We start from the raw sequence: 21774 nt of genomic DNA on the forward strand, positions 1-21774 counted from the left end.
TCGCCAGGTATTATTGTCATTGCTTTAAGTGATGATAATATGACTACCACTTTATGGCATGGTCTGGGTCACAAAGTAAACTCTGTACACAGTTGCGTACCAATATAACAAACGTGGGTTAAATTGATGTCGCAACTTTTTGAAGTTAAACAATAATTACGTCTTGCATGTGATCTGTCGTGTGGGTCACCACTGTAGATAAGGAATTAGAATGCCTGTTATTACCCTTCCTGACGGCAGTCAGCGCCAATATGATCACGCCGTTTCTGTCCTTGATGTTGCTTTAGACATCGGCCCCGGTTTGGCAAAAGCCTGTATTGCTGGCCGAGTAAATGGCGAACTGGTCGATGCCAGTGATCTTATCGAATCTGATGCACAACTGGCTATCATCACCGCGAAAGATGCTGAAGGTCTGGAGATTCTGCGCCATTCTTGTGCACACTTATTGGGGCACGCTATCAAACAACTTTGGCCAGATACCAAAATGGCGATCGGCCCAGTTATCGATAACGGTTTCTATTACGATGTTGATATCGACCGTACTCTGACGCAGGAAGATCTGGATCTGCTGGAAAAGCGGATGCATGAGCTTGCCGATAAAGATTATGACGTAATCAAGAAAAAGGTCAGTTGGCAAGAAGCCCGTGATACTTTTGCTGCTCGTGGTGAAGATTATAAAGTGGCTATTCTTGATGAGAATATCAGCCGCGATGATCATCCTGGTTTATATCACCATGAAGAATATGTTGATATGTGCCGTGGCCCGCATGTGCCTAATATGCGTTTCTGCCATCACTTTAAATTGCAGAAAACATCTGGGGCCTATTGGCGTGGCGACAGCAAAAATAAAATGCTGCAACGTATTTACGGCACGGCTTGGAGTGATAAGAAGCAACTGAATGCTTATCTGCAACGTCTGGAAGAAGCGGCCAAACGCGACCATCGTAAGATTGGTAAGCAACTGGACCTTTACCACATGCAAGAAGAAGCACCCGGTATGGTGTTCTGGCATAATGATGGCTGGACTATTTTCCGTGAGCTGGAAACTTTTGTGCGCATGAAGCTCAAAGAGTACCAGTATCAGGAAGTCAAAGGGCCGTTCATGATGGACCGTGTACTGTGGGAAAAAACCGGGCATTGGGAAAACTATGCTGAGCATATGTTTACCACGTCGTCGGAAAACCGCGAGTACTGCATTAAGCCAATGAACTGCCCAGGACATGTGCAGATCTTCAACCAGGGGTTGAAATCATACCGTGACCTGCCACTGCGTATGGCTGAGTTCGGTAGTTGCCATCGTAATGAGCCATCAGGCGCGCTGCACGGCTTAATGCGCGTGCGTGGCTTTACTCAGGATGACGCACATATCTTCTGTACTGAAGAGCAAGTTCGCGATGAAGTGAACAGCTGCATCAAGATGGTGTACGACATGTACAGCACCTTTGGCTTCGAGAAGATTGTGGTCAAGCTGTCCACTCGCCCTGAAAAACGTATCGGTAGCGATGACCTATGGACTCGTGCTGAAGACGATTTAGCTGCTGCGCTGACTGAAAATGGCATTCCATTTGATTATCAGCCGGGTGAAGGTGCCTTCTACGGCCCGAAAATTGAATTTACCTTGCATGATTGTTTGGATCGTGCGTGGCAGTGTGGTACCGTACAGCTCGATTTCTCATTACCGGGCCGCTTAAGTGCGTCTTACATCGGCGAAAATAACGATCGCCAGGTGCCAGTAATGATCCACCGGGCTATTTTGGGGTCAATGGAGCGCTTCATCGGTATTCTCACCGAAGAATATGCAGGCTTCTTCCCAACTTGGTTAGCTCCGGTACAAGTCGTGGTGATGAATATCACCGATAGTCAGTCTGATTATGTCCAACAAGTGACCAAAAAACTGCAAGATGCAGGAATTAGGGCAAAAGCGGACTTGAGAAATGAGAAGATTGGCTTTAAAATTCGTGAACATACGTTGCGTCGGGTTCCATATATGTTGGTCTGTGGCGATAAAGAGGTCGAATCAGGCAAGATTGCCGTTCGTACCCGCCGCGGTAAAGACTTAGGAAGCTTGGACGTCAACGTGGTCGTAGACCAGCTGCTAGCAGAAATTCGCAGCCGTAGTCTTCATCAACTGGAGGAATAAAGTATTAAAGGCGGAAAACGAGTTCAACCGGCGCGTCCTAATCGCATCAACAAAGAGATTCGCGCCACAGAAGTTCGCTTAACAGGCGTCGATGGTGAGCAGATTGGCATTGTCAGTCTGAATGAAGCTCTTGAAAAAGCTGAGGAAGCTGGTGTTGATTTAGTAGAAATCAGTCCGAATGCCGAACCGCCGGTTTGCCGTATTATGGATTACGGCAAATTCCTCTATGAGAAGAGCAAGTCGACAAAAGAACAGAAGAAGAAGCAAAAAGTTATTCAGGTCAAGGAAATCAAATTCCGTCCTGGTACCGATGATGGCGACTATCAGGTCAAACTACGCAACCTGATTCGCTTTCTGGAAGATGGCGATAAAGCCAAAATCACTCTACGATTCCGTGGACGTGAGATGGCGCACCAACAGATCGGCATGGAAGTTCTTAACCGTGTCAAAAAAGATCTGACTGAGGATTCTGATTTGGCTGTCGTGGAGTCATTCCCGACTCGTATCGAAGGTCGTCAGATGATCATGGTGCTCGCACCTAAGAAGAGACAGTAAGGCATTCAAGTAATAGGCCTCTCTTTGCTTGCAAAGTAGGAGGTCTATTCGCCTAGCTAGCTCGTTGTAATTAACAATGCGAAGTGGATATATTCAATGCCAAAAATTAAGACAGTACGCGGCGCCGCTAAGCGCTTCAAAAAAACCGGTGCCGGTGGTTTTAAGCGTAAGCATGCCAACCTGCGTCATATTTTGACCAAAAAAGCTACTAAGCGTAAACGTCATTTACGTCCAAAAGGCATGGTATCTAAGAACGATCTAGGTTTGGTCGTAGCATGTCTGCCATACGCATAAGTAATTTTGGTTTGAATTAAGACGATAGGAGAAGTAAATGGCTCGCGTAAAACGTGGTGTGGTAGCTCGTGCACGTCACAAAAAAATCTTAAAGCAAGCGAAAGGTTACTATGGTGCCCGTTCGCGCGTTTATCGTGTTGCTTTCCAGGCAGTGATCAAGGCAGGCCAATACGCCTACCGTGACCGCCGTCAACGGAAGCGTCAATTCCGCCAATTGTGGATTGCACGTATCAACGCAGCAGCTCGTCAGAATGACATGTCTTACAGCAAATTCATTAATGGTCTGAAAAAGGCTTCTATTGAAATTGACCGTAAGATCTTGGCTGACATCGCAGTATTTGACAAAGTGGCATTCTCTGCACTGGTCGAAAAAGCGAAAGCAGCTCTGGCGTAAGTCAGAATTGAAGAGGGAGCTTGTCTCCCTCTTTTAATCTTTAGTTTATTAGTAGAAAGGTCATCGTTATGATGCATGTAGTTACTTTTCGCTTCTTTTTTTACTTTAGCGCCTGATTTGAGGAGGCTTGCGCGTAAGAATAGAAACGAAAAATAGCGCCTAAGCCTCCCATTGTGGAGGCTTTTTTGTTTTTGCTCTACGGCATTTATGATGACTAGAGTAAGGGTGTCGCGGATGTGGTACCTTATTGATTTTGTGTGAAAAATTTAGTTTACTTATCGGATTTTAACTAATTACATGTATCCTAAATAGTTCGAGTTGCAGGAAGGCGGCAATTGAGCGAATCCCCTGGAGCTGACTCAAGTAAGTGACTGGGGCGAACGAAAGCAGCCAACGCATATGCAGCTTGAAGTATGACGGATATAACTATAAGCGGGCCACATTGGCCAGAGGAAGATAAAACAATGCCACATCTCGCAGAGCTGGTTGCCAAAGCTAAAGCAGCCGTAGAAGATGCCCAGGATGTTGCCGCGTTGGATTTGGTACGCGTCGAATATCTAGGCAAAAAAGGCCATTTGACCCTTCAAATGACATCGCTGCGTGAACTACCAGCTGAAGAACGTCCGGCAGCAGGCGCTGTCATTAATCAGGCTAAACAGGAAGTCCAGGAAGCACTTAATGCTCGCAAGGAAAAGCTGGAATCAGCGGTGTTGAATGCCCGATTGGCAGCCGAAACTATTGATGTCTCTTTACCGGGGCGTCGAATGGAGAATGGTGGGTTGCATCCGGTCACTCGTACTATTGATCGCATTGAAACTTTCTTTGGTGAATTGGGTTTTTCAGTAGAATCCGGTCCAGAAATCGAAGATGACTATCATAACTTCGATGCATTGAATATTCCGGCCCATCATCCCGCTCGTGCTGATCATGATACGTTCTGGTTTGATACCACCCGTCTGTTACGTACCCAGACATCCGGTGTGCAGATTCGCACCATGAAAGCCCAGCAGCCGCCAATTCGAATTATCGTGCCGGGGCGTGTTTATCGTAATGATTACGACCAAACTCACACACCGATGTTCCATCAAATGGAAGGGCTGATTGTTGACAAAGATATCAGCTTTACCAATTTGAAAGGGACCTTGCACGATTTCCTACGTAATTTCTTTGAAGAAGATTTACAAATCCGCTTCCGCCCATCTTATTTTCCGTTTACCGAGCCATCTGCTGAAGTTGATGTCATGGGTAAGAACGGTAAGTGGCTGGAAGTGCTGGGTTGCGGCATGGTGCACCCAAATGTATTACGAAACGTAGGCATTGACCCTGAGGTTTATTCAGGTTTTGCATTCGGCATGGGAATGGAGCGCTTAACTATGCTGCGTTACGGTGTCACCGATCTGCGTGCATTCTTCGAAAACGATCTGCGTTTCCTCAAACAGTTTAAGTAAGGCGGGAATATCTCATGAAATTCAGTGAACTTTGGTTACGCGAATGGGTAAACCCAGCCATTAGCAGTGATGATTTAGCGCATCAAATTACCATGGCCGGCTTGGAAGTTGATGGCGTAGACGCGGTCGCCGGTGAGTTTAATGGTGTGGTCGTGGGTGAAGTGGTGGAGTGCGGCCAGCATCCAAATGCCGATAAATTACGTGTGACAAAAGTCAACGTTGGCGGTGATCGCCTATTAGATATCGTTTGTGGTGCGCCTAACTGCCGTCAGGGCTTGAAAGTTGCGGTTGCTACTGTGGGCGCTGTATTGCCGGGTGACTTTAAGATTAAAGCGGCTAAATTACGCGGCGAGCCATCTGAGGGCATGTTGTGTTCTTTCTCAGAATTGGGTATTTCCGAAGACCACGACGGTATTATTGAACTGCCAGCTGATGCGCCGATTGGTGTTAACCTGCGTGATTATCTTAATCTAAACGATAAAACCATCGAGATTAGTGTCACACCAAATCGTGCAGATTGCTTGGGTATTATCGGTGTAGCCCGTGATGTGGCAGTGTTAAATCAGCTGCCACTCACTGAACCAGAAATGACCCCAGTGGCGCCGTCTCTCAAGGACAGTTTTCCGATCCGCGTTGATGCCCCACAAGCTTGTCCGCGTTATCTGGGCCGCGTGGTAAAGGGTATTAATGTTAAGACCGCAACCCCATTGTGGATGCGTGAGAAACTGCGCCGTTGCGGTATTCGTTCCATTGACCCGGTGGTTGATATTACTAACTTCGTCTTATTGGAGTTGGGCCAACCGATGCATGCATTTGACTTAGACCGCATAGACGGAGGGATTATTGTTCGCCAGGCGACTGATGGTGAAGCTCTAACCCTGCTGGATGGTACGAAAGTTAAATTGAGTACAGACACTCTGGTTATTGCTGATCAACAGAAGCCGTTGGCGATGGCGGGTATTTTTGGCGGAGAGCATTCAGGGGTTAATGAAGAAACGCGCAACGTGCTGTTGGAATCTGCTTTCTTCAACCCACTTTCAATTACTGGCCGCGCACGTCGTTATGGTTTGCACACCGATGCTTCCCACCGCTATGAGCGTGGGGTTGATCCTGAACTGCAATATAAAGCGATTGAACGTGCGACGCGTTTGTTGATTGATATCTGCGGCGGTGAAGCTGGCCCGGTTATTGATGTCACTTCTGCGGAGAATCTCCCACAACGCGCCACAATCACATTACATCGCGAGAAACTGGATCGCTTGATTGGTCATCCTGTGCCTTCTGAGCAGGTTAGCAACATTCTACGCCGTCTCGGCTGCCAGGTGACAGAACAGGGTTCTGATTGGCAAGCTGTTGCCCCAAGCTGGCGTTTCGATATGGAAATCGAAGAGGATTTAGTAGAAGAAGTTGCGCGCATTTACGGCTATGACAACATTCCAAACGTGCCTATTAAGGCCAATTTGGTGATGACCAAACACCGCGAAGCAAACTTGTCACTCAAGCGCGTTAAAACTGCTTTAGTCGATCGCGGTTATCAAGAAGCAATTACTTACAGTTTTGTTGACCCTAAAGTGCAGGCATTGCTGCATCTACAACAAGATGCGCTCATTCTGCCAAGCCCAATCTCTGTTGAGATGTCTGCCATGCGGCTGTCATTATTGACAGGTTTACTGTCAGCCGTGGTTTATAACCAGAATCGCCAACAATCTCGTTTACGCCTATTTGAAAGTGGCTTGCGCTTTGTACCTGATAGTAAAGCTGATTTGGGTGTTAGACAGGATGTCATGCTAGCTGCTGTCATTACTGGTCATCGTTATGATGAACATTGGGATCTGGCGCGCCAGCCAATCGACTTCTATGATTTGAAGGGCGATTTGGAAGCTATTCTGGAACTTACCGGTAAACTCTCTGAGGTTCAGTTCCGTGCAGAAGCTCATCCTGCACTGCATCCTGGACAGAGTGCTGCAATTTATTTATCAGGCGAACACATTGGTTTCATTGGTGTAGTTCATCCTGAACTGGAACGTAAGCTGGACCTAAATGGTCGCACTGTGGTGTTTGAAGTGCAGTGGAACAAGCTTGCAGACCGCGCCGTGCCTCAAGCGAGCGAAATTTCGCGCTTCCCGGCAAACCGTCGTGATGTTGCTGTTGTGGTAGCTGAAAACGTTCCCGCAGAAGATATTTTGGCGGAGTGTAAGAAAGTTGGCGCAAATCAGGTAGTTGGCGTAAACTTGTTTGATGTGTACCGTGGCAAGGGCGTAGCAGAAGGTTATAAGAGTCTGGCTATTAGTCTGGTGTTGCAGGATACCGCCCGTACACTGGAAGAAGAGGAGATCGCCGCGACCGTCGCAAGATGTGTAGAGGCGTTAAAACAGCGATTCCAAGCATCCTTGAGGGATTGAACCTATGGCGCTTACTAAAGCTGAAATGTCAGAACATCTCTTTGAAAAGCTTGGGCTTAGCAAAAGAGATGCAAAAGATCTAGTTGAGTTATTCTTTGAAGAGGTTCGTCGTGCTCTTGAGAATGGCGAACAGGTCAAACTGTCTGGCTTTGGCAATTTTGATCTGCGAGACAAGAACCAACGTCCGGGCCGTAATCCGAAGACGGGTGAGGACATTCCTATTACGGCGCGCCGTGTGGTGACTTTCCGTCCAGGACAAAAGCTAAAAAGCCGGGTAGAGAGTGCCACTCCAAAAGAGTGAATTCTTTCCGAAACAAAAGGCCGCGCAAGCGGCCTTTTTCTTGTCTAGAAGACATCCTGAGTCAAACAAAAAGCCTGCACGCAGCAGGCTGATTGAAAACTGTTAAGTATCAGAAAGCTAGATACTCATGTAGCGGAAAGACTAGCCAATAGTCATCAGACTGGCATTCCCCCCGGCTGCTGCAGTATTGACACTCAGTGAGTGCTCAATGAGTAATCGTTCCAGCAGAATATTCGTCTCGCCACGGGCAAAGCCTTGTACCGAGATAATTGGCCCATCAATTTGTGCTATCTGTTCACACAAAATACGGAGTTGATCGGCATCACCATGATAGATAACACCATCAAAGGCGATATTAGCCGTTTGCCAATCTTTCGTGAGCGTAATACGTGATTTAACAACGGCTGGTAATGTACGGAATAAGTCACTTTGTACCGTGTTTTCCGGCCAGAGAACTTCACTGCCAACAGCCAGTGCTGCCGCTAGTTGTGCCAGCGCATCTGCCTCGGTATCCGCCAGACACAGGATACGCTCACGCGGTAACAGCGCGTAGGTGTTACGCTCGCCGGTTGGCCCCGGTAACACTCGAACGGTTCCACCTTGTGCGAGCTCGCCATAACGCCGCGCCAACTGAGCCAAGACGGGTTGTTGCTGTTCATCTGCCCATTTGGTCAGGGCATCATGGGCCGTTTGCAGTGCATCACGGCCTGAGACAATCTGTAACTGCCCGCTATCATGATGGGCGAGGGTGTTTATCACAGCATCTTCCGGGCGGCTACATAGAAGGCGATACAAATACAGCGGGCCACCGGCTTTAGGACCGGTACCAGATAGGCCTTCGCCGCCAAAAGGTTGTACACCAACCACTGCGCCGACCATGTTGCGGTTAACGTAGAGATTACCCACTTTGGCTTTTTCAGTGACCTGAGCAATGGTTTCATCAATACGGGTATGAATACCTAAAGTTAGGCCATAACCAGAGGCATTTATTTGATCAACCAACGCAGCGAGATTCTGCCGCTGGAAGCGCACCACATGCAGAACCGGGCCGAAGATCTCTTTTTGCAGTTCATCGAAGCTATCCAGCTCTATTAATGTCGGCTTAATAAAGGTACCGCGCTGCCACTCTTTTTCGTCCAGATTATTGGCTTGGGCGGCTTGATACACCATGCGTCCTTTGGCGCGCATGGCTTGAATATGCCGCTCAATACCGGCTTTGGCGTCAGCATCGATTACTGGCCCGATATCCGTAGACAGGCGCTCTGGGTTACCCATACGGCATTCAGCCATGGCCCCACGCAGCATCTGTAACGTGTGTTCAGCTACATCATCCTGAATGCAGAGAATGCGTAAAGCCGAGCAACGCTGACCGGCGCTATCAAAGGCCGATGCCACGACATCAGTCACCACCTGTTCGGTGAGTGCAGATGAGTCAACTATCATGGCATTCAAGCCACCGGTTTCTGCAACCAGCGGGGTTGGGCGGCCTTGTGGGTCAAGTCTGCCGGCGATGCTGCGTTGTAAAATAGCCGCAACTTCGGTGGAACCGGTAAACATCACGCCGCGCACGCGGGTATCATTCACTAAGGCAGCACCGACACTATCACCTTGGCCAGGAAGCAGTTGCAGCACACCTTGCGGGATACCCGCCTCCAGTAATATCCGCACGGCTTGTGCCGCAATCAGCGGAGTTTGCTCAGCTGGTTTTGCTAACACACTATTACCAGCAGCTAATGCCGCAGCAATCTGGCCGGTGAATATGGCCAACGGGAAGTTCCACGGGCTGATACAAACCACAGGCCCGAGTGGACGATGGCTGTCATTGGAAAAGCCATTTCGTACCATTCCTGCGTAATAATTCAGAAAATCAACGGCTTCACGCACTTCCGCAATAGCATTACTGAAGGTTTTACCGGCTTCACGTACCAGTATCCCCATCAATGTTTGCATCTGGTTTTCCATCAATTCAGCAGCGCGCACTAAAATTGCGGCTCGTTCAACAGGCGGGGTTGCAAACCAAATTGCACCAGCACTGGCGGCGGCATCCAATGCGCGGCTAACTTCGGCATCTGTTGCTTCACGAACATAACCAACAATATCAGCCGGTTCTGCTGGGTTGATAATAGGATGTTCCATGCGATTACCTGGCTCTGTACCACTATCAAGCTCAGCATCAATCAGGGGGGCTGCTCGCCAAACTTGGCTGGCACTGGTCAGTAATGCACTGGAAAGTGAAGCCAAGCGGTGCTCGTTTGACAAATCCAAACCGCTGGAATTGGCGCGTTCCTTGCCATATAACTCACGCGGTAATGGAATGCGGGGATGCGGTAAACCGAGTTGGCCTTCGCTGGCGGCGATAGCCTCTACCGCACTGACCGGATCCGCCACTAACTCATCAAGCGGCAAAGTGGCATCGGCAATTCTGTTGACAAATGAAGTGTTAGCGCCATTTTCCAGTAGGCGGCGTACCAGATAAGCCAGTAAGGTTTCATGGGTACCGACAGGTGCATAGATACGACATGGGCGATTGAGCTTACCATCAGCGACTTTGCCAACTACCTGCTCATACAGCGGTTCTCCCATACCATGCAAGCATTGGAACTCATACTGACCGGGATAGTAGTTCTGCCCAGCAAGATGATAAATCGCCGAAAGGGTGTGTGCGTTATGTGTCGCAAATTGTGGGTAAATCAGGTTAGGAACCGCCAGTAATTTGCGCGCGCAGGCCAGATAAGAAACATCGGTATAAACCTTACGGGTATAAACCGGGTAGCCTTCTAAACCGTCAACTTGAGCGCGTTTAATCTCGCTGTCCCAATAGGCGCCTTTGACTAAACGAATCATCAAGCGACGGCGGCTGCGCTGTGCCATATCAATCACGGCATCAATAGTGAATGGGCAGCGTTTCTGGTATGCCTGTATAACAAAGCCGATACCATTCCAACCGGCTAATTTTGGCTCAAAGCAGAGTTTTTCCAGCAGGTCGAGTGAAATTTCCAGACGATCGGCTTCTTCTGCATCAATGTTAATTCCAATATCATACTGACGCGCTTGCAAAGTCAGCGATAGCAACCGTGGATAAAGCTCATCCATTACGCGTTCATATTGAGCGCGGCTATAGCGCGGATGCAGAGCCGAGAGTTTGATTGAAATTCCCGGCCCTTCATAAATACCGCGGCCATTTGACGCCTTGCCGATAGCATGAATAGCCTGCTGATAAGAGAGTAAGTAGGCTTGAGCATCTGCTTCCGTCAATGCAGCCTCACCTAGCATATCGTAAGAGTAACGGAACCCTTTATCTTCTAACTTGCGCGCATTGGCTAAGGCTTCTGCAATAGTTTCGCCGGTGACAAATTGCTCGCCCATCAAGCGCATCGCCATATCCACACCTTTGCGGATCAGCGGTTCGCCCCCTTTGCCGATAATGCGGTTCAATGAGCTGGAAAGCTTGGCTTCATTGTGGGTAGAAACCAGATGACCGGTAAACAATAAACCCCAGGTCGCTGCGTTGACGAACATGGATGGGCTGCGCCCCAAATGGGAGTGCCAGTTACCATTGCTAATTTTATCGCGGATCAGCGCGTCGCGGGTCGGTTTATCAGGGATACGCAACAGAGCTTCTGCCAGGCACATCAATGCTACACCCTCTTGAGAAGAGAGAGAAAACTCTTGCAACAAGCCTTGTACGATACCGGCTCTGCCATTGGCACTTTTTTGATTACGCAATTTTTCGGCAATGGAATAGGCGAGCTTATGTGTCGCCAGCGCCAAATCTTCGGGTAAGCGTGCTTGCTCCAATAACATCGGAACAGCTTCGGTTTCCGGGCGGCGATAGGCCGCGGTAATGGCTGCGCGACTCACCGATTGTGGCAATACTTGTTCGGCGAAATCTAAGAAAGGTTGGTGCACACTTTCAATGACTTGCGGCATAATGTCGTCCGTTTCAGACGATAGGGATATCTGTGCAGTTGGAAGCTCCGGTAATTCACTGCTATTTTCCAGCCGCTCCAGATAGTTAAAAATGGCCTGTTTGATCAGCCAGTGCGGTGTTCGGTCAATACGCTGTGCGGCGGCCTTAATGCGGTCACGTGTCGCTTCATCGAGTTTCACGCCCATTGTGGTGCTACCCATACTGTCTGGCTCCTGAATTAGGGGAGTTATACCCGACATTCTTCAAGCTCTAGGTGCGTTGGCTACGTTTAATAACCTGAATCACTTACTTATGTAAGCCCATCAGGGTTCTCGTACTTGCCGCCTTCCTGCAACTCAAATGATTTAGGGTATATGATTTTATTTCAGACAATATCAAGTATGTTGCAACTTTGTGCAACCGTGTTAAATCATGTATCTAATCGAAGTGTGAATTTAGTCTTGTTTTTAACAATTTCAAAAGATAAACAATATTCAAAAAAGATGGTACATAGCGCTTAACGTTAATAATGATAGGTTTTTAGGGGGTTTCCCTCAGGTGCAACTCATTTTCTCGTGTTTGGTGTAACTGTCGACAGTACTTAATGTGATGTGGGGTGAATTTTTTGTAAAAAAATTGTTTAAATTCTTGTGGGGCAAGAAAGGACTCCTCTAGGATAGCAACCGCGAGCTAGTGATTGGCTAGCGAATAGTTGTGCGGGTAGTCAATTTCAGATTTTAGCGTTCATCTCCGGTGCAACTCAGTGTCACGTTCCGACCAGCCAGAGATAAAGCATGATGCCGCATTGCGCGGTAAGCATGGAAAAGCGAGATATATTAAAACGATAATATGCACTATGGAGATGTTGCATGACCATGAACACGCCAATGCTGGTGACTTTTTTAGTTTATATTTTTGGGATGATACTTATTGGGCTGGTGGCCTATCGTGCAACCAAGAGTTTTGATGACTATATTCTGGGTGGCCGCAGTTTAGGGAGTGTGGTGACAGCGTTGTCAGCCGGCGCTTCCGATATGAGTGGCTGGTTATTAATGGGTTTACCGGGAGCGATTTTCCTGTCTGGCATATCTGAGAGTTGGATAGCTATCGGTTTAACGATCGGCGCTTATTTTAACTGGAAACTAGTGGCTGGCCGCTTACGGGTTCATACCGAAGCTAATAATAATGCTCTGACATTGCCAGACTATTTCACCAGCCGTTTTGAAGATAAAAGTAAACTTTTGCGAGTCATATCCGCTGTCGTGATTTTAGTCTTCTTTACGATTTATTGTGCTTCCGGGATTGTTGCAGGTGCGCGGTTATTCGAAAGTACCTTTGAGATGAGTTATGGCACGGCCTTGTGGGCCGGTGCAGCAGCTACCATTGCGTATACCTTTATTGGTGGTTTCCTGGCGGTGAGTTGGACCGACACCGTACAAGCAACACTGATGATCTTTGCCCTGATCCTGACGCCAATTATCGTGATTCTAGCCGTTGGTGGTATAGATACCTCAATTATGGTTATTGCGGCGAAAAACCCTGCCAATATTGATATGTTCAAAGGGCTGAATCTGGTTGCCATCCTTTCTCTGCTCGGCTGGGGCTTGGGCTATTTTGGCCAGCCACATATTCTGGCGCGTTTTATGGCGGCAGACTCCCATCGCACTATTCGCAGCGCTCGCCGCATTAGTATGACCTGGATGATCCTGTGTCTGGCGGGGACTATTGCTGTCGGGTTCTTTGGGATTGCCTATTTTGAGAACAATCCACAATATGCAGGGAGTGTGACGCAAAATGGGGAACGCGTATTTATTGAATTAGCCAAGCTGCTGTTCAATCCGTGGATGGCGGGTATTTTACTGTCGGCCATTCTAGCCGCGGTAATGAGTACGTTAAGCTGCCAGTTACTGGTGTGCTCCAGTGCATTAACTGAAGATTTGTACAAAGCGTTCTTACGTAAAAAAGCCAGCCAGAAAGAACTGGTCTGGGTGGGCCGTGCTATGGTGCTGCTGGTGGCGTTAATCGCCATCGCGTTAGCAGCAGACCCAGATAATCGGGTGCTTGGTTTGGTGAGTTATGCTTGGGCAGGCTTCGGTGCAGCATTTGGGCCAGTGGTTCTGATTTCAGTAATGTGGCCACGGATGACCCGCAACGGTGCGCTCGCGGGGATGCTGATCGGCACGATTACCGTGATTGTCTGGAAGCAATACGCCTGGTTAGATTTATACGAAATTATCCCTGGTTTTGTATTTGCCAGTATCGCGATTGTAGTGGTGAGTCTACTGGGCACGGCACCGAGTAACGCTATCACTGAACGTTTCCGCCAGGCGGAAGCGGAGTTCAAAACCGTCTAAAAATAACGTTTACCTTTAATACATATAGCCTCCTGCAAAACAGGGGGCTTTTTTTATCAAAAAAACGGCCAGTTCTTAATAAACGTATTAATACGTATCATGATGAATTTATTTACTATTTAACTCGATAGAAACAACTTGCCACAGTTTGCTTAACAATATTCTTATTCAACCCCTTGAATTTCTTTTTGCCAGAATGATAATCACTATCGTTTTACTTTTCCTTACGTAAATTGACACTATTCTTATTCGCATTTTCTACTGCCCACCGCAGGGGTGTTTAGCATGTTTGTCCCATTTCTTATTATGTTTCGTGAAGGGCTGGAGGCAGCGCTGATTGTTAGCCTGATCGCCAGTTATCTTAAACGTACTCAGCGCGGTCAATGGATGGGGGCAGTATGGGTGGGGGTTATCACTGCCGCAGCACTTTGCCTGGCTATTGGCATTTTTATTAATGAAACCACCGGTGAGTTCCCGCAAAAGCAGCAAGAGCTGTTCGAAGGGATTATCGCGGTGGTGGCAGTTTGCATATTAACCTATATGGTTTTTTGGATGCGCAAGGTATCCAAGTCAGTCAAAGTTCATTTAGAAGGGGCCATTGATAACGCCCTAAATGTTGAGGGTAAAAAAGGCCGTGGTCAGGGATGGGCATTAGTCGCAATGGTGTTTTTTGCTGTGGCGCGCGAAGGTCTGGAGTCAGTTTTCTTTTTATTAGCGGCTTTTCAGCAGGATGTCGGTATTGGCGCACCCATCGGCGCAATATTGGGTTTGAGCTGCGCTATTTTGGTGGGTATGGCTATCTACTGGGGCGGCGTTAAGTTACATCTGGCTAAATTCTTCAAATGGACCAGCCTGTTTATTCTGTTTGTTGCTGCCGGGCTTGCCGCAGGGGCAATAAGAGCCTTCCATGAAGCTGGATTGTGGAACCACTTCCAGGATATCGCATTTGACCTGACCAATGTGCTTTCTACGCACTCCTTGTTGGGCACCTTCCTTGAGGGCATGTTCGGTTATCAGGAAGCCCCTACTGTCAGTGAAGTCGCGGTCTACATTATCTATTTGATTCCGGCATTAATTTTCTTTTTCCTTCCACCACGCGCCACGGCGGCTTCAACCGTAGCGGCTGCGCGGAAAACTAACCCATAATTCAGGGATTTATCACATGTCTAACCGGTTCTTCCGTCGCACAGCTCTACATGCCGCTTTATTGGCATTGCCAGTTTTCGCTATTAGCGCACAGGCTGCTGATATTCCTCAAATTAAAATTACGGTTAATGATAAGCAGTGTGAGCCAATGACACTGTCTATTCCCGCCGGGAAAACACAGTTTATTGTGCACAATGCCAGCCAAAAAGGGCTGGAGTGGGAGATCCTGAAAGGGGTCATGGTGGTTGAAGAACGTGAGAACATCGCGCCAGGTTTTACCCAGAAGATGACAGCTAATCTGGAATCGGGTGAATACGATATGACCTGCGGTTTACTGAGTAACCCGAAAGGCAAGCTGACAGTGACTGCTGCAGCGGGTACTGACACGGCGACCAAACCGGATGCCATGGCACTGGTTGGGCCAATCGCTGAGTATAAAGTCTATGTAACACAAGAAGTTGCTCAGTTAGTGACCCAAACCAAAGCCTTCACCGATGCAGTGAAAAAAGGTGATTTGGCATTAGCGCGCAAGCTTTATGCACCGACTCGTCAGCATTATGAACGTATCGAGCCAATCGCTGAGTTATTCTCTGATTTAGATGGCAGCATTGATGCTCGTGAAGACGATTTTGAACAGAAAGCGACAGATCCGAAATTCACCGGTTTCCACCGTTTAGAGAAAATCCTATTTGGTGACAATACTACCAAAGGGGCGGATAAATTCGCTAACCAACTGTATCAAGATACGTTGGAACTGCAAAAACGGATAGCAAGCCTGACATTCGCGCCAAACAAAGTGGTAGGCGGGGCGGCAGGTCTCATTGAAGAAGTGGCAGCCAGTAAAATCAGCGGTGAAGAAGATCGTTACAGCCGCACTGACTTGTGGGACTTCCAGGCGAACGTTGATGGCGCACAGAAGATTGTTAATCTGCTGCGGCCGTTGTTAGAAAAAGCGGATAAGCCGTTGTTGGATAAAATTGATGCCAACTTCAAAACGGTTGATAGCGTTTTAGCAAAATACCGCACCAAAGATGGCTACGAATCTTATGAGAAGTTAACCGATGCTGATCGCAATGCGATGAAAGGGCCGATTACGGCACTGGCGGAAGACCTTGCTCAACTGCGTGGCGTATTGGGTCTGGATTGAGGATTAAAATGAGTCAGAAAACCGGCCCGAAATACGGGCCGTATCAGCAAGATAACGGGGCGGAATTGCCTTCCCGTCGGCGTTTGCTCCTCGGTATGGGCATGATGAGCGGGGCATTGGCGCTCGGCGGGGCAAAAATAGCCCGCGCGGCGGATTGCCCTGCACCCGAAGCGGCACCCGCGCAAGATGAACGCTGGCAGAAACAGCCTTTCTATGGGCAGCACCAAGCTGGTGTATTAACCCCACAGCAAGCGGCAATGATGCTGGTGGCATTTGATGTGTTGGCAACAGATAAAGCAGCATTAATCCGGTTATTCACGTTATTAACTGAGCGAATTGCTTTTCTGACCACTGGCGGACATGCGCCGTCAGTTAACGCGAAATTGCCGCCACTGGATTCGGGCATTATGGGGCCAGAAATTTACCCTGATAATCTGACGATCACGGTTTCCGTCGGTGACTCACTGTTTGACGAGCGTTTTGGCTTGCAAGGGCAAAAACCCCTGCGGCTGCAAAGAATGACTCGTTTCCCCAATGACTCACTGGATGCCGGATTGTGCCACGGTGATGTGTTGCTGCAAATTTGCGCGAATACCAATGAAACCGTGATTCATGCTCTGCGCGATATCATCAAACATTCGCCGGATCTTCTCAGTGTGCGTTGGAAACGTGAAGGGTTCATTTCTGCCCATGCTGCCCGCAGCAAAGGTAAAGAAACGCCAATCAATTTATTGGGTTTTAAAGACGGAACTGCGAATCCGAAAACCAGTGATAAGCCGCTGATCAACCAAGTGGTGTGGGTCCAAGAGAACGCCGGAGAACCTGCCTGGGCGGTTGGTGGTAGTTATCAGGCGGCTCGGATTATCCGCTTCAAAGTGGAATTCTGGGATCGGACTCCCTTGCAAGAGCAGCAAACCATTTTTGGTCGCGATAAGCACAGTGGTGCGCCTTTGGGTAGGGTACATGAACATGATGAACCGGATTACACCAAAGACCCTGATGGCAAAATGATTAAGATGGATGCACATATTCGTCTGGCAAATCCACGCACTGCTGAAACTCAGAATAACTTGATGCTCCGCCGTGGCTACAGCTATTCGCTGGGGGTATCAAATTCGGGGCAATTGGATATGGGGCTATTATTTGTCTGCTACCAGTCTGATTTGGAAAAAGCCTTTCTGACTGTGCAAAAACGGCTGAATGGGGAAGCGCTGGAAGAGTATGTGAAACCCATTGGTGGAGGCTATTTTTTCACCTTGCCGGGAGTGACTGATGCTAAGCACTATTTAGCGCAAGGGCTATTAGAAGCTTAATATTGAAACAAAGCACCACTTAAGCGGTGCTTTTCATGACAATTTAACTGGCTAATTTAGCCGTGATTTTCGCCACGTGTTCACCTTGGAAGCGGGCGATGGCGAGCTCCTCAGCGCTTGGCTGGCGGGAACCATCACCACCTGCAATAGTGGTCGCGCCGTAGGGCGTACCACCACGGGTATGCGAAACATCGAACAATTCTGTCGCGCCATAGCCGATAGGCACAATAATAAAACCGTGGTGGGCTAATGTGGTCCAGGTTGAGGTGATGGTATGTTCTTGCCCGCCGCCCGTACCGGTAGAAGCAAATACACTGGCGACTTTGCCGTACAGTGCACCCGATGCCCACAGCCCGCCAGTTTGGTCAAGGAATGTACGCATCTGCCCGGCCATATTACCAAAGCGGGTTGGGGTACCGAAAATGATGCCATCGTAATCGGCCAACTCTTGTAGTGTTGCTACTGGCGCTTTCTGGTCAGTTTTACCGCCGGCTTTGGCAAAAACATCCGCTGGCATGGTTTCCGGTACGCGCTTAATGGTCACTTCAACGCCGTCAACCTTTTGGGCACCTTCGGCAATTGCGCTGGCAAGTGTCTCGATATGTCCATACATGGAATAATAAAGCACTAGAATTTTCGCCATCTCGCTTCTCTCCAATCATATTTATTGAATAACGTTGATGATGTCATCATAGTCGCTGCTTATGACATTTATTAACCATACGCCAATACGCTCAAGCTGCAATATTAGCTAGACAAAAAGTCACCATAATGAGATATCCCAATCTGGTGACTTTGATTTGCACAGCCTAATTACAGATTACGTAACTTCTTTTGTAGGCGCTTTTGCTGCCAGCGCTCCATCCAATTACCGAGCAAGAATAGGTTTATCGCTCGTAACCCTAATGGGATACCTAACCCCAAAACGACCCACCAAGCCCACATATAGCTGGGGGAGGTAAACCAGTTAATCACGAACAATATTGAGCACAAGATCACCGCCCGCAGTAATTGGCGCAAAAAAGATATTTCATTTTCAACGGCCTCGCGCGCATCTACTACGCGCTGGTCAACCGCTTCGCCAGAAGCTTCTGGTGGTTGACTGGAATGGGGAGAGTAGAGTTCACTCACTTTCAATTCCATCACTGCGGCAATGGCACTCAACGTTTCAAGGCTAGCTTGCTCACCATTCTCTATGCGCTGAATAGTGCGCACGTTAAGGCTGCAAAGTTCGGCTAATTACTCTTGTGACCAGGCCCGTGCCTGGCGTAATTCACGAATACGATAAAGGTTCATAATGAATACTCCTGGGTTTGAAGAGATATCTACAAACCTATATGCCAGCGCCCAACACTACCACGACAGTCACCAGACAATGACATGACATCTTCCCGACACTGGCAGGTGGCCTTGATTCAGCCTGTTTGTCAGGGAATAGTCCCGCCGATTTAACTGAAGTCTTTATTCATCCCTGCGGTATTTGTCACAACGGCTTGTTATCTACATTGACAACGCATCGCTCGATTAATATCTTCAATGTTAGTTAAGCTCCATTTTAAATAATTAAATGGAGTTTTATGATTATTACGATTGACCCAATATAGCGATTAATTAATGAGGAATATCTTAATGGCTCAGATATACCACCAATATAAGAAAAAATTGAGTATAAAAGTCATCCTATTGAGCGCGCTGATACTTGGCATCACGTTCTCGCTATCTTACGCCAATGCAGAACGCTATCCGGATGTGCCAGTTGCCTTTAAGTATGGGACGGGCGCTCGGATTGATAACAATTTATATGTCGGCTTAGGTAGCGCCGGTCAATTGTGGTATCGCCTCGATACGGATAAAGCCAGCGGCGGTTGGCAGAAAATAGCTGACTTCCCTGGGCAGCCTCGGGAACAGGCTGCCACAGTGGCATTAAGCGGTAAGCTGTATGTTTTTGGGGGCGTGGGTAAAAATAGCGCCAGTGACACGCAGGTACGTGCGCTGGATGATGTGTATCAATATGATCCACAAACTAATCAGTGGCAACACCTGGTAACGCGAGCACCGCGCGGATTGGTGGGAACCGCCGCAACCACATTGAATGACACTCAGGCGCTGCTGCTGGGGGGCGTCAATAAAGCTATTTTCGACGGTTACTTTACGGATCTGGCCTCTGCGGGCGGCAATGAAACCCAGAAAAATGCAGTTGTTAATGCGTATTTTGACCAGGCTCCTGCGGACTATTTCTATAACCGCGACGTGCTGATGTATGACCCAGCCAAGAATCAGTGGAAAAGTGGCGGACAAGTGCCATTTTTAGGTACAGCTGGGTCAGCTATGACCGCTAAAAAGGGTGATTTGATATTAATAAATGGTGAAATTAAACCCGGATTACGTACGGCAGCGGTATGGCAGGGCAAAACGCAGGGCGCAGGGCTGAAATGGCAACAGCGACCAGATTTGGTCGGTGCTGAAAAAGGCGCAGTGCAAGAAGGGCTGGCGGGGGCGTTTTCTGGTGTTAGCCATGATGTGGTGCTGGTAGGCGGCGGGGCCAATTTCCCTGGTTCATGGCAACAATTCAATGCCGGTCAGTTATATGCCCATAAAGGGCTAAAAAAACAGTGGCAACAGCCCATTTATGCGCTGGTAGATAATCAATGGCAGGTTGTGGGGGAATTACCTCAGCCGCTGGCTTACGGCGTATCCATTCAAGATAAAGATAAAGTGATTTTGCTGGGAGGTGAAACAAGTGGCGGTGTTGCAACCTCAGCAGTGACTCAGCTCTCCTGGCAAGGTGGCAAGCTATATCTTGAATAAATAGATTGAGATGATAACGCTCTGTATTGAGCTTTTAGGCATAATATTAGAGCGTTATGGCACAATGCTAACCCTCCTGTTTGCGTAAGCTACACACTCACCTCACAGGAGAAATAATATGAAAAAACGGCACTGTCTCTGGCGATTATCGCGGTTTCATTATCTGCACAGGCGCAGACTTTCAGCGTAACAAGTACCAATATGCCTGAAGGTAAACCCTTGCAAGTTCAACAGGTTTTTAACGGTTTTGGCTGCGAAGGTGGGAATCAATCGCCACAGCTTTCATGGCAGGGGGCTCCGGCCGACACACAAAGCTTTGCAATCACGGCCTATGATCCTGATGCCCCAACAGGCAGCGGTTGGTGGCATTGGACTGTGGTGAATATTCCCGCTGGTACCCATCAATTGGCAACCAATGCAGGGCAGCGCACCGACATCACCACTACCACCCAAAGCGCGCTGCCGAAAGGAGCCATTCAAGGGCGGAATGATTTCGGTTATGCCGGGTTTGGCGGTGCCTGCCCACCGGTAGGAGATAAACCGCACCGCTATCAGTTCACTGTTTGGGCATTGAAGACAGATAAATTACCGTTAGATGGCAATGCCAGCGGTGCATTGGTCGGTTTTATGCTTAACAGTAATGTTATTGCGAAAGCAGAATTGGTAGCGACTTATGGACGTTAACCCTTAACTCAGAGCAGAAAGCATGCAGCAGATAAACCACAGTCAAATGGCCATTACGAGCGCTGAAATAGTTGCCCGTCGCGCACATACACTGCATCGGGTGAGGGTGTTTGCCCCTGCGCTTTGCCATGTGCGACAGGGCAGCAAATTGGTGCAATGGGGCTCACAAGCAGCCAGTGCTGGGCAATCGACTATGATTTTGTTCCCTGCGGGCATCGAAGTCAGTATTGCCAATACGCCAGACCGAGGTCATTACTGCTCTGATATGGTTTATCTGCCGCCAAACTTGTTGCGCCAGTTCCGGCAATGGTACGGTGCTCTAGCGGCTGCACCCACCGCTGCCACATCGTTATGTGTTCCTCTGGATACGAATACTCGTCGGGCTTGGGAGAGCTTATTGCTCAACCTGAAAAACCATGCGCCAGATACGTTATCGCAACACTCTGCTATGGGCGTTTTATTGGCTCTTCATCTGGCAGGACATGCAGGATCGTTATTAATAGATAGACGGGATAAGCTGGCTGAACAGGTTCAGCAGATTATTCTGCTCGACCCCGCTCGTAATTGGAGTGTCAGTGACGTTGCGCAATCTCTGCACATCGGAGATTCCACTTTGCGACGTAAATTAATGCAAGAGGAACGACAGTTTCGCGTCATTCTGGAAGAGGTGCGGATGGGGGGCGCGTTGCATGCGTTACAAACCACGTTATTGTCGATAGGCGAAATCGCCGCACAACACGGCTATATATCGGCGTCTCGTTTTACCTCGCGTTTTCAACAGCATTTTGGCTTAACACCCAGCCGTTTGCGCGAAGCAATAACCAAACCTGTAGCTCAGCTAAAACCGGCGCCAGAGCATCTCTGACGCCAATTTATAA

At 48.4% G+C, this 21774-nt stretch carries 17 protein-coding genes, 1 pseudogene and 1 other annotated feature; of the genes and pseudogenes, 15 read left to right on the forward strand and 3 right to left on the reverse strand.

Features of this window, described 5'->3' with window-relative positions; translation table 11 throughout:
- Window positions 1–211 precede the first annotated feature (211 nt).
- The 8 genes from thrS to ihfA all read left to right on the forward strand — a co-directional run bounded on the left by thrS (window position 212) and on the right by ihfA (window position 7534).
- The gene (gene thrS, locus ACF3VQ_RS09630; RefSeq protein WP_005170086.1) at window positions 212–2140 is read left to right on the forward strand and encodes a threonine--tRNA ligase; all 1929 of its coding nucleotides are present in this window, start codon (window positions 212–214) and stop codon (window positions 2138–2140) included.
- 3 nt (window positions 2141–2143) lie between these two features.
- Window positions 2144–2695 carry a translation initiation factor IF-3 gene (infC, locus tag ACF3VQ_RS09635; RefSeq protein ID WP_011816226.1) on the forward strand — a complete coding sequence of 184 codons (552 nt, stop codon included), beginning with the start codon at window positions 2144–2146 and terminating at the stop codon, window positions 2693–2695.
- A 96-nt stretch (window positions 2696–2791) separates the two neighbouring features.
- Complete coding sequence (rpmI, locus tag ACF3VQ_RS09640; RefSeq protein WP_004713020.1) at window positions 2792–2989, forward strand: 50S ribosomal protein L35; 198 nt, start codon at window positions 2792–2794, stop codon at window positions 2987–2989.
- Window positions 2990–3026: 37 nt separating this feature from the next.
- Window positions 3027–3383, forward strand: coding sequence for a 50S ribosomal protein L20 (rplT, locus tag ACF3VQ_RS09645; RefSeq protein ID WP_004393357.1), 357 nt, complete (start codon window positions 3027–3029; stop codon window positions 3381–3383).
- A 67-nt stretch (window positions 3384–3450) separates the two neighbouring features.
- Window positions 3451–3573: a sequence feature (Phe leader region), on the forward strand.
- Window positions 3455–3499 (forward strand): pheST operon leader peptide PheM, encoded by a 45-nt coding sequence (pheM, locus tag ACF3VQ_RS09650; protein WP_226722699.1) that lies wholly within the window; start codon window positions 3455–3457, stop codon window positions 3497–3499. (Overlaps the previous feature by 45 nt.)
- 274 nt (window positions 3574–3847) lie before the next feature.
- Complete coding sequence (gene pheS / locus ACF3VQ_RS09655; protein WP_392435031.1) at window positions 3848–4831, forward strand: phenylalanine--tRNA ligase subunit alpha; 984 nt, start codon at window positions 3848–3850, stop codon at window positions 4829–4831.
- Window positions 4832–4845: 14 nt separating this feature from the next.
- A complete protein-coding gene (gene pheT / locus ACF3VQ_RS09660; RefSeq protein WP_392435033.1) occupies window positions 4846–7233 on the forward strand; it encodes a phenylalanine--tRNA ligase subunit beta in 2388 nt (795 codons plus the stop codon).
- Between the two features lie 4 nt (window positions 7234–7237).
- Entirely contained in the window at window positions 7238–7534 is a 297-nt protein-coding gene (ihfA, locus tag ACF3VQ_RS09665) for an integration host factor subunit alpha (protein ID WP_002211830.1), read from the forward strand.
- A gap of 141 nt (window positions 7535–7675) precedes the next feature.
- Here ihfA and putA read toward each other — a convergent pair whose 3' ends face one another.
- Window positions 7676–11665 carry a trifunctional transcriptional regulator/proline dehydrogenase/L-glutamate gamma-semialdehyde dehydrogenase gene (gene putA / locus ACF3VQ_RS09670; protein ID WP_392435036.1) on the reverse strand — a complete coding sequence of 1330 codons (3990 nt, stop codon included), beginning with the start codon at window positions 11663–11665 and terminating at the stop codon, window positions 7676–7678.
- 648 nt (window positions 11666–12313) lie between these two features.
- Here putA and putP point away from each other — a divergent pair.
- The 4 genes from putP (at window position 12314) to efeB (ending at window position 17404) form a co-directional block, all read left to right on the forward strand.
- Entirely contained in the window at window positions 12314–13798 is a 1485-nt protein-coding gene (gene putP, locus ACF3VQ_RS09675) for a sodium/proline symporter PutP (protein WP_392435038.1), read from the forward strand.
- Between the two features lie 285 nt (window positions 13799–14083).
- The gene (gene efeU / locus ACF3VQ_RS09680) at window positions 14084–14944 is read left to right on the forward strand and encodes an iron uptake transporter permease EfeU (protein ID WP_392435040.1); all 861 of its coding nucleotides are present in this window, start codon (window positions 14084–14086) and stop codon (window positions 14942–14944) included.
- Between the two features lie 16 nt (window positions 14945–14960).
- A complete protein-coding gene (gene efeO, locus ACF3VQ_RS09685) occupies window positions 14961–16091 on the forward strand; it encodes an iron uptake system protein EfeO (RefSeq protein WP_392435042.1) in 1131 nt (376 codons plus the stop codon).
- An 8-nt stretch (window positions 16092–16099) separates the two neighbouring features.
- Window positions 16100–17404, forward strand: a complete 1305-nt coding sequence (gene efeB / locus ACF3VQ_RS09690) for an iron uptake transporter deferrochelatase/peroxidase subunit (RefSeq protein ID WP_392435044.1) — start codon at window positions 16100–16102, stop codon at window positions 17402–17404.
- Between the two features lie 43 nt (window positions 17405–17447).
- On the opposite strand, the gene wrbA is transcribed toward efeB, so the two are convergent.
- The gene (gene wrbA / locus ACF3VQ_RS09695; protein ID WP_392435046.1) at window positions 17448–18047 is read right to left on the reverse strand and encodes an NAD(P)H:quinone oxidoreductase; all 600 of its coding nucleotides are present in this window, start codon (window positions 18045–18047) and stop codon (window positions 17448–17450) included.
- A gap of 170 nt (window positions 18048–18217) precedes the next feature.
- A pseudogene (locus ACF3VQ_RS09700) lies at window positions 18218–18700 on the reverse strand (helix-turn-helix domain-containing protein).
- A 333-nt stretch (window positions 18701–19033) separates the two neighbouring features.
- Here ACF3VQ_RS09700 and ACF3VQ_RS09705 point away from each other — a divergent pair.
- From ACF3VQ_RS09705 to ACF3VQ_RS09715, 3 genes are all read left to right on the forward strand, one after another.
- Window positions 19034–20212: an N-acetylneuraminate epimerase gene (locus tag ACF3VQ_RS09705; RefSeq protein WP_392435048.1), complete on the forward strand. Its 1179-nt coding sequence runs from the start codon at window positions 19034–19036 to the stop codon at window positions 20210–20212.
- Window positions 20213–20344: 132 nt separating this feature from the next.
- Entirely contained in the window at window positions 20345–20896 is a 552-nt protein-coding gene (locus ACF3VQ_RS09710; protein WP_392435513.1) for a kinase inhibitor, read from the forward strand.
- 22 nt (window positions 20897–20918) lie between these two features.
- Window positions 20919–21761 (forward strand): helix-turn-helix transcriptional regulator, encoded by an 843-nt coding sequence (locus ACF3VQ_RS09715; RefSeq protein ID WP_392435050.1) that lies wholly within the window; start codon window positions 20919–20921, stop codon window positions 21759–21761.
- Window positions 21762–21774 lie beyond the last annotated feature (13 nt).

This window comes from Yersinia fenwicki, from assembly GCF_043099325.1.
Taxonomy (GTDB): domain Bacteria; phylum Pseudomonadota; class Gammaproteobacteria; order Enterobacterales; family Enterobacteriaceae; genus Yersinia.